A 6987-nucleotide genomic window follows, 5' to 3' on the forward strand; every position below is an offset into this window, starting at 1 on the left:
CGGTGTCCACCGTGGTCGTCCTCCCAGAAGCCTGTTGTCCACACCGCCTGTGAGCGAACTCCATCCACACCTGTGGGCAGAGCGGTGCATAGCGTCCACATAGTTTTCCACAGAATGTGCAAACTGACGAAGGCATCCCCGGATTCATCCACATCTGTGGGCAAGCATGTGGAAATCACATGGGCGTTCTTTGTGGACGGAGCTGTTCACGCGGCGTGTGAATAACCTTCCGGACGCACTGTGGACGCCTGTGGGACACATGGCCCGAGGCGGCTGTGGGCAACGGGCCCGCGGACTGTTCCCCGGAGTGGGCTGGAGTGGGGCGACCCCGCGAGAGAGGCGGATCCTGGGCGGTTTTGACCGCTGCACCCGGAGGCCCTTATGCTTGAGTGTCCTGTGTTGTGGGCCAGTACTCCCAGTACTCCGGTGTGTGCGAACTTCCCCGTGTCTCCCTCGACGCAGGAATGGAGTGCCGAGGACTCTCGGCTCATCCCCCTGTTCAGCGGAACCGCACCCGCTGGCGCCCCGCGCCCGCGAAGACCGTAGGAGTTAGACAAGTGAGCAAGCACACCTTCCAGCCGAACAACCGCAAGCGCGCCAAGACGCACGGCTTCCGCCTGCGCATGCGCACCCGTGCCGGCCGCGCGATCCTCGCATCGCGCCGCCGCAAGGGCCGCAGCGCCCTCTCCGCCTGAATCAGCGGACGAGAGGCTGAGGCTTCGTGCTGCCTCGTGAGAACCGTCTGAGCGATCCCCAGGAGTTCCGGACCGCATTCCGCACCGGAGCGAAGGGGACCAGCGGACATGTGATCGCTCACCTGGCGCACACCCGCGAATCCCACGCTCCGCGCGTGGGATTCGTCGTATCCAAGGCCGTGGGCAACGCAGTGGTCCGGAACCGGGTCAAGCGCCGGGCCCGGGCCTGGGCCGCGTCGCGCCTCTCCGCGCTGGAGCCGGGTGAGCTCCTCGTGGTGCGCGCACTGCCGGCCGCCGCGGAGGCGGACTGGACGCAGCTGACGGGATCGTTGGAGCGTGCGCTGCGCAGGGCACGGCGGCGGCAGGATTCCCGTGCGGAGGCATGAGGACACCGAGTCCTCCCTGCCGGTGTGGCCCTCGGGCCGGCGTGCGCGCATTCTGCATGGGGTGCGGCTCGCGCCCCGCATGCCCTTCGTATGGTTCATGCGAGCCTATCGTCGCCTCGTCTCGCCGCTCTACGGCGATGTCTGCCGGTACTATCCGAGCTGTTCCAAGTACGCTCTCGACGCCTTCGAGGTCAAGGGTGCGGTCAGAGGATTCGTCCTGACCACGTGGCGCGTGCTCCGGTGCAACCCTCTGTCCTCCGGCGGAGTGGATCATGTGGAGGGTTCGGTGCTTCATGCGAGGAGCCGAGCCATCTGGGCCGCTGCCGGGCCCACGGCCCCGTCCGTCGAGGCGGACGACGAGCCGGACAATGGCAGAATGGACAAGCGGTAGCGACACGATGATGGCACTGCTGAGCACTGGTCTCAGAGGGCCGAGGAGAGTGAATGGGCTTCTTCGATACGATTCTGTACCCCATCCAGTGGGTGGTGGCGTGGATCCTCGCCCTGTTCCATGAGCTATTCACCATGCTCGGGATGGATGCGGCGGGAGGATGGACGTGGGTGCTCTCGATCACCGGCCTCACCGTCGTGGTGCGTGCGGCGGTGATCCCTCTCTTCGTCCGGCAGATCAAGTCGCAGCGCAAGATGCAGATGATCCAGCCGGAGATCCAGCGCCTCCAGCAGAAGTACAAGGGGAAGAAGGACCAGTTCTCCCGCCAGGCGATGGTGGAGGAGCAGCAGGCGCTCTTCAAGAAGCACGGGACCAGTCCGTTCGCCTCCTGCCTCCCGCTCCTGGTGCAGATGCCGATCTTCCTGAGCCTCTTCCGTGTGATCATGCACGTGCCGCAGGTGGCCGCAGGCGAGATGAACCCGGTGGGCGGCATGACCCGCGACCTCGCGGTGCAGATGGACGGCGCGACCGTCTTCGGCATCCCGCTCTCTGCCTCGTTCCTGGATCCGGGGACCGATGTCAACGCCTGGGCCGTGCGGATCCTCACCGCCGTGCTCATCGTGCTCATGGCCGGCATGCAGTTCCTCACGCAGCGTCACATGATGACGAAGAACATGTCGGAAGCCGCTCTGAACAACCCGTTCATGCAGCAGCAGAAGATGATGCTCTACCTCATGCCCGTGGTCTTCGGCATCGGCGGCATCTACTTCCCCCTGGGCGTCCTCATCTACTGGGTCATCTCCAACGGCTGGACGATGGGCCAGCAGACGGTGATCATCCGGAACATGCCCACCCCCGGTTCCCAGGCCGAACGTGAGCTCATGGAGCGCCGTGCGAAGAGGGGGAAGTCCCCCCTGCCGGGTTCCGAGCCCATCGAGATGAAGCCCGAGAACGCCAGCACCACGGGCAGCACCTCCGGCGGCCAGCGCCAGCAGCCTGTCAGCGCCAAGCGCCAGAAGCAGAAGCAGAAGAAGCGCAAGAAGTGACCTGAGCCGTGTGAGCGGCCACCTCCACGAAGGGACGATCATGAGCGACGCCGAGAAGACACCGGAGTCTCCCGGGCACGGATCCGTGCCCGGTGCCGCTGATGTGCCGCAGGAAGCCCCGGTGACCGCCGGGGAGCATGCTGCTCAGGGCGGCGCCGCGGAAGCGGCAGGGGAGAGCGGCCCGGACGGCCGGGCGCAGGAGGCGAAGCGCAGCAGAACCGAACTTCTGGAAGAGGAGGGCGACATCGCCGCCGACTACCTCGAGGAGCTGCTGGACATCGCGGATCTCGACGGTGACATCGACATCGACGTGGTGGACGGTCGCGCACACGTCGCGGTGGTGAACGAGGAGGGCGGAGATGACCTCCGGAAGCTGGTGGGCGCAGACGGACAGGTCCTCACTGCCCTGCAGGAGCTCACCCGGCTCACGGTGCAGGCACAGACCGGTCAGCGCTCCTGGCTGATGCTGGACGTGGACGGCTATCGCGATCGCCGGAGGAACGATCTCCGCGCCCGTGCGCAGAAGGCTGTCGACTCCGTGCAGGAGACAGGTGAAGCCGTCGCCCTGGAGCCGATGAACAGCTTTGAGCGCAAGGTGGTGCATGACGTCGTGGCCTCGGCCGGACTGCGTTCCGAATCCGAGGGCGAGGGCGACGGCAGGCACGTCGTCGTGCTGCCGGCATGAGCGCGGAGGCAGAACCGCTCGAAGCGATGCCCGCCTACGTGACGGAGCTCTTCGGCGACCGCACTGCCCTCGCACAGCGATACGCCGGGCATCTCGCCACGACGGGCGTGGAATGGGGCCTGATCGGCCCCCGGGAGGTGCCGAGGATCTGGACGCGGCACATCCTCAACTGTGCCGTGCTCGCAGAGCTCCTGGAGGCCGGCGACGAGGTGGGGGACATCGGATCCGGTGCAGGACTGCCCGGGCTCGCGCTGGCGCTGGCTCGTCCCGACGTCTCTTTCGTCCTCGTGGAGATCATGGAGCGCCGCGTGGAGTGGCTGCAGATGGTCGTGGACGATCTGGGTGTGGAGAACGTCCGGATCGTCCGCGCACGCGTGGAGGAGCTCGTCGACGAGGAGATGTTCACGGTCGTGACGGCTCGCGCCGTGAAGAGCCTCTCCACGCTCATCGAATGGACGGTGCCCGTCCTGGCGCCTGAAGGGCGCATCCTCGCCATCAAGGGGGAGCGCGCTCCTGAGGAGGCGGAGAAGGCGGCGAAGCTCATCCGGAAGAGAAGGCTCGAGGGACCTGTCTTCCATCGTCTGGGCAGTGAACATCTCGACGTTCCGACCACTGTGGTGGAGCTGCGCCGGCGCTGATGTGACGTCACCCCCTACGGGAACGAAGGGCATATATACCGATAATCGTACTATCCGTTGTGGGCGGTGAATCTTCTGTGGCCGGTCCCTGTTTCACGTGAAACAGGGACCGGCCACAGAAGATTCACCGCCTGCCCTCAAGAGTAGAATGACCGGGTACCCCACATCGAACGAACGCGGAGTGATCCACATGCCTGTGATGGACGAGTCGACTCCGCTCGGCGCTCAGATCGCACGAGACAACATGCGAGCCGAGCGCCTGGCGTCGACTACCTTCCCCAAACCCGCTGAGACGCGGATCCTGACCGTCGCCAACCAGAAGGGCGGCGTGGGGAAGACCACGACGGCGGTGAACGTGGCTGCTGCGCTTGCGTATCACGGTCTTGAAGTGCTCGTCGTGGACATCGATCCGCAGGGCAATGCCAGCACTGCGCTGAGTGTGGAGCATTCCACCGGGGTCGCCGGCATCTACGAGGTGCTGATCGACGACTACGACATCTCGCAGGTGGTGGCGGAAGCGCCGGACTTCGAGACGATGAAGTGCGTGCCCGCCACCATCGACCTCGCCGGGGCGGAGATCGAACTCGTCTCCAAGGTCGCACGTGAACTGCGCCTCCAGCGTGCGCTCGGGAAGTACCTGCGTGAGAGGGAAGCCGAGGGCAACCCGGTCGACTATGTGCTCATCGACTGCCCGCCCAGCCTCGGGCTGCTCACCGTCAACGCCTTCGTGGCTGCCCGTGAGGTTCTCATCCCGATCCAGTGCGAGTACTACGCCCTGGAGGGAGTGAGTCAGCTGCTCAAGAACATCCAGCTCATTCAGCAGCATCTGAATCCCGAGCTGTGGATATCCACGGTTCTGCTCACCATGTACGACGGGCGCACCCGGCTGAGCGCCCAGGTGGCGGAAGAGGTGCGAGCGCATTTCGGCGAGCAGGTCCTCGACACCGTCATCCCGCGGTCGGTTCGGATCTCCGAGGCGCCGAGCTACGGCAAGACAGTCATCACCTATGAACCGAGCTCTACCGGCGCGCTCTCCTACAGGGAAGCTGCGGAGGAGATCTCTTTGAGAGGAGCAGCCAATGGCTGAGAAGAGGAAGGGCGGCCTCGGGCGCGGCCTGGGGTCCCTGATTCCCACCCCTGAGACGGGGAGGCCGGCTGATGTCTTCTTCCCTCGCAGTGAGCGCGACGAAGCAGCTGTGACCGACGGGTCCGAGGCCGAGGGCAGCTCACCGCGACGGTCGGCGGATCCTGCCGAGTCGATGCGGCGTGCGCAGGCGGGACGCCGGACCGCGGCGCCCAAGAAGGCGCCGGCGAAGACGGGGAAGAGCGCCGCCTCCGGGGCCTCAGAGAAGGGGCAGACGAAGAGGACCGATTCTGCGCGGGAGACCGCAGGCCCTGAGCAGAAGGCGTCCGGCGGTTCGCGGAAGGCCTCCGCCGCGAAGCCGAAGACCGGCGCGGCGTCGAACGGAACTGCCAAGCAGCGGGCTGCCGGTAAGGGAGCGACGGCTGCTGGAAAGGCGGCAGCTGCCGCAGAAGCCGAGTCGGAGAAGGCCTCCACGTCCACGGCTCAGCGTGTGCGGGATGTGACTGAGCCTGTTGATAGAGGCGTCGTCGGCGAAGGGCCCGCAGCGCAGCCTTCCCCCGTGAATACAGGGGACACACCGTCTGCGGCAACTGTGGATAATCCGGTGGAAACCGCTGTGGATGCCGCTGTGGATCAAGGAGAAGCCGCCGGGGCCGTTTCACGTGGAACGGGGGACGAGCAGGAGCTCGTTCCGGTTCCGGGAACCACCTTCGGTGAGATTCCCATCAAACTGATCCGCCCCAATCCCCGCCAGCCCCGCGAGGTCTTCGACGAAGACGCGCTTGAGGAGCTTGTCACCAGCATTCGCGAGATCGGTGTGCTGCAGCCCGTGGTGGTGCGACGACGCAGCGATGATCCTGCGAAGTATGAGCTCATCATGGGTGAGCGGCGATTCCGCGCGTCGCAGGAGGCCGGCCGTACGAGCGTGCCGGCTATCGTCCGAGAGACCTCGGACGACGATCTCCTTCGCGATGCGCTGCTCGAGAACCTCCACCGCGTGGATCTCAATCCGCTGGAAGAGGCGGCCGCCTACGCGCAGCTGCTCGAGGACTTCGACTGCACGCAGGAGGAGCTGTCCGGCCGTATCGGTCGCTCTCGTCCGCAGATCTCCAACACGCTGCGGCTGCTCAAGCTTCCTCCCATGGTACAGCGCCGTGTGGCAGCAGGTGTGCTGTCCAGCGGACATGCGCGGGCGATCCTGGGCCTGAATGACGCTGCGCAGATGGAGGTGCTTGCACAGCGAGTGGTGGCTGAAGGCCTTTCGGTGCGTGCTACGGAGGAGGCGGTAGTCCTTCTCAACCGCGGGGAGAAGCCAGCCGTTTCACGTGGAACGAAGGAGGCGGATCCGGCCCTGACTGAGCTCGCCCGCAGCATCGGGGACCGCCTTGAGACGCGGGTGAATGTGACGATGGGGAAGCGCAAGGGAAAGCTCTCCGTGGAGTTCGCCGATCAGGCCGATCTCAAGCGCATTCTCGAGCTGCTGGGCATCTCACAGTAGGTCGTTCAGCCTCGCAGAGCGAGTAGTCGACACAGCCGGTGCACGCTCATGGTGGAGCGTGTCGTGAACGCAGTGGCCGGGGCATAGTGCCCCGGCCACTGTCATATGCGCTCGCACTCGGCTAAGTCCCGTGTATCCGCGGAGATGAGGAAGTGACGCCATCAGCCGATAGAACAAAGTCACCCGTCCGCGATGCGCTCCCTTTCACGCGGGCGGTGCAGGACGTGAGAGGTTCTCGCGTGGATGGGGGAGCAGCAAAGCACGACTGTCGCACTCCATGGTCCCTCGCGCCGTAGTCCGTGTGGATGCCGTGCTGTGCGGCCGACTTGCTGCTGGCAGGCAGCTCGAGTACACACAGTTATGTGAGCGTGTGAGCGTGTGAGCGTGTGAGCGTGTGTGCGTGTGAGCGTGTGAGCGTGTGAGCGTGTGAGCGTGTGAGCGTGAGAGCGTGTGAGCGTGTGAGCGTGGGAGCGTGTGAGCGGGTGAGCGTGAGAGCGTGGCGGCGGGCGGGGCGGACGGCAGGATTGCCGGGGATCCGGGGCGCGGCGGGCGACCCGCCGCTGC

The 6987-nt window shown here is 65.7% G+C and carries 8 protein-coding genes; all 8 read left to right on the plus strand.

What is annotated here, in order from left to right; all coding sequences use genetic code 11:
- Positions 1–557: 557 nt before the first annotated feature.
- The 8 genes from rpmH to Q0A33_RS16540 all read left to right on the plus strand — a co-directional run bounded on the left by rpmH (position 558) and on the right by Q0A33_RS16540 (position 6423).
- The gene (gene rpmH, locus Q0A33_RS01225) at positions 558–695 is read left to right on the plus strand and encodes a 50S ribosomal protein L34 (protein ID WP_291791945.1); all 138 of its coding nucleotides are present in this window, start codon (positions 558–560) and stop codon (positions 693–695) included.
- A gap of 26 nt (positions 696–721) precedes the next feature.
- Positions 722–1081, plus strand: coding sequence for a ribonuclease P protein component (rnpA, locus tag Q0A33_RS01230; protein ID WP_291791947.1), 360 nt, complete (start codon positions 722–724; stop codon positions 1079–1081).
- A gap of 61 nt (positions 1082–1142) precedes the next feature.
- Entirely contained in the window at positions 1143–1472 is a 330-nt protein-coding gene (yidD, locus tag Q0A33_RS01235; RefSeq protein WP_291791950.1) for a membrane protein insertion efficiency factor YidD, read from the plus strand.
- Between the two features lie 53 nt (positions 1473–1525).
- Complete coding sequence (gene yidC / locus Q0A33_RS01240; RefSeq protein ID WP_291791952.1) at positions 1526–2518, plus strand: membrane protein insertase YidC; 993 nt, start codon at positions 1526–1528, stop codon at positions 2516–2518.
- Between the two features lie 40 nt (positions 2519–2558).
- Positions 2559–3203 (plus strand): R3H domain-containing nucleic acid-binding protein, encoded by a 645-nt coding sequence (locus Q0A33_RS01245; RefSeq protein WP_291791955.1) that lies wholly within the window; start codon positions 2559–2561, stop codon positions 3201–3203.
- Entirely contained in the window at positions 3200–3841 is a 642-nt protein-coding gene (gene rsmG, locus Q0A33_RS01250) for a 16S rRNA (guanine(527)-N(7))-methyltransferase RsmG (RefSeq protein WP_291791958.1), read from the plus strand. The genes Q0A33_RS01245 and rsmG overlap by 4 nt, the downstream gene beginning before the upstream one ends.
- A gap of 190 nt (positions 3842–4031) precedes the next feature.
- A complete protein-coding gene (locus Q0A33_RS01255) occupies positions 4032–4928 on the plus strand; it encodes an AAA family ATPase (RefSeq protein WP_291791964.1) in 897 nt (298 codons plus the stop codon).
- Between the two features lie 556 nt (positions 4929–5484).
- On the plus strand, positions 5485–6423 hold the full coding sequence (locus Q0A33_RS16540; protein WP_363316514.1) for a ParB/RepB/Spo0J family partition protein: 939 nt from the start codon (positions 5485–5487) through the stop codon (positions 6421–6423).
- The last annotated feature ends 564 nt before the right edge of the window (positions 6424–6987 follow it).

Origin of the sequence: Brevibacterium sp. (assembly GCF_022712115.1) — a bacterium.
Lineage (GTDB): Bacteria > Actinomycetota > Actinomycetes > Actinomycetales > Brevibacteriaceae > Brevibacterium > Brevibacterium salitolerans.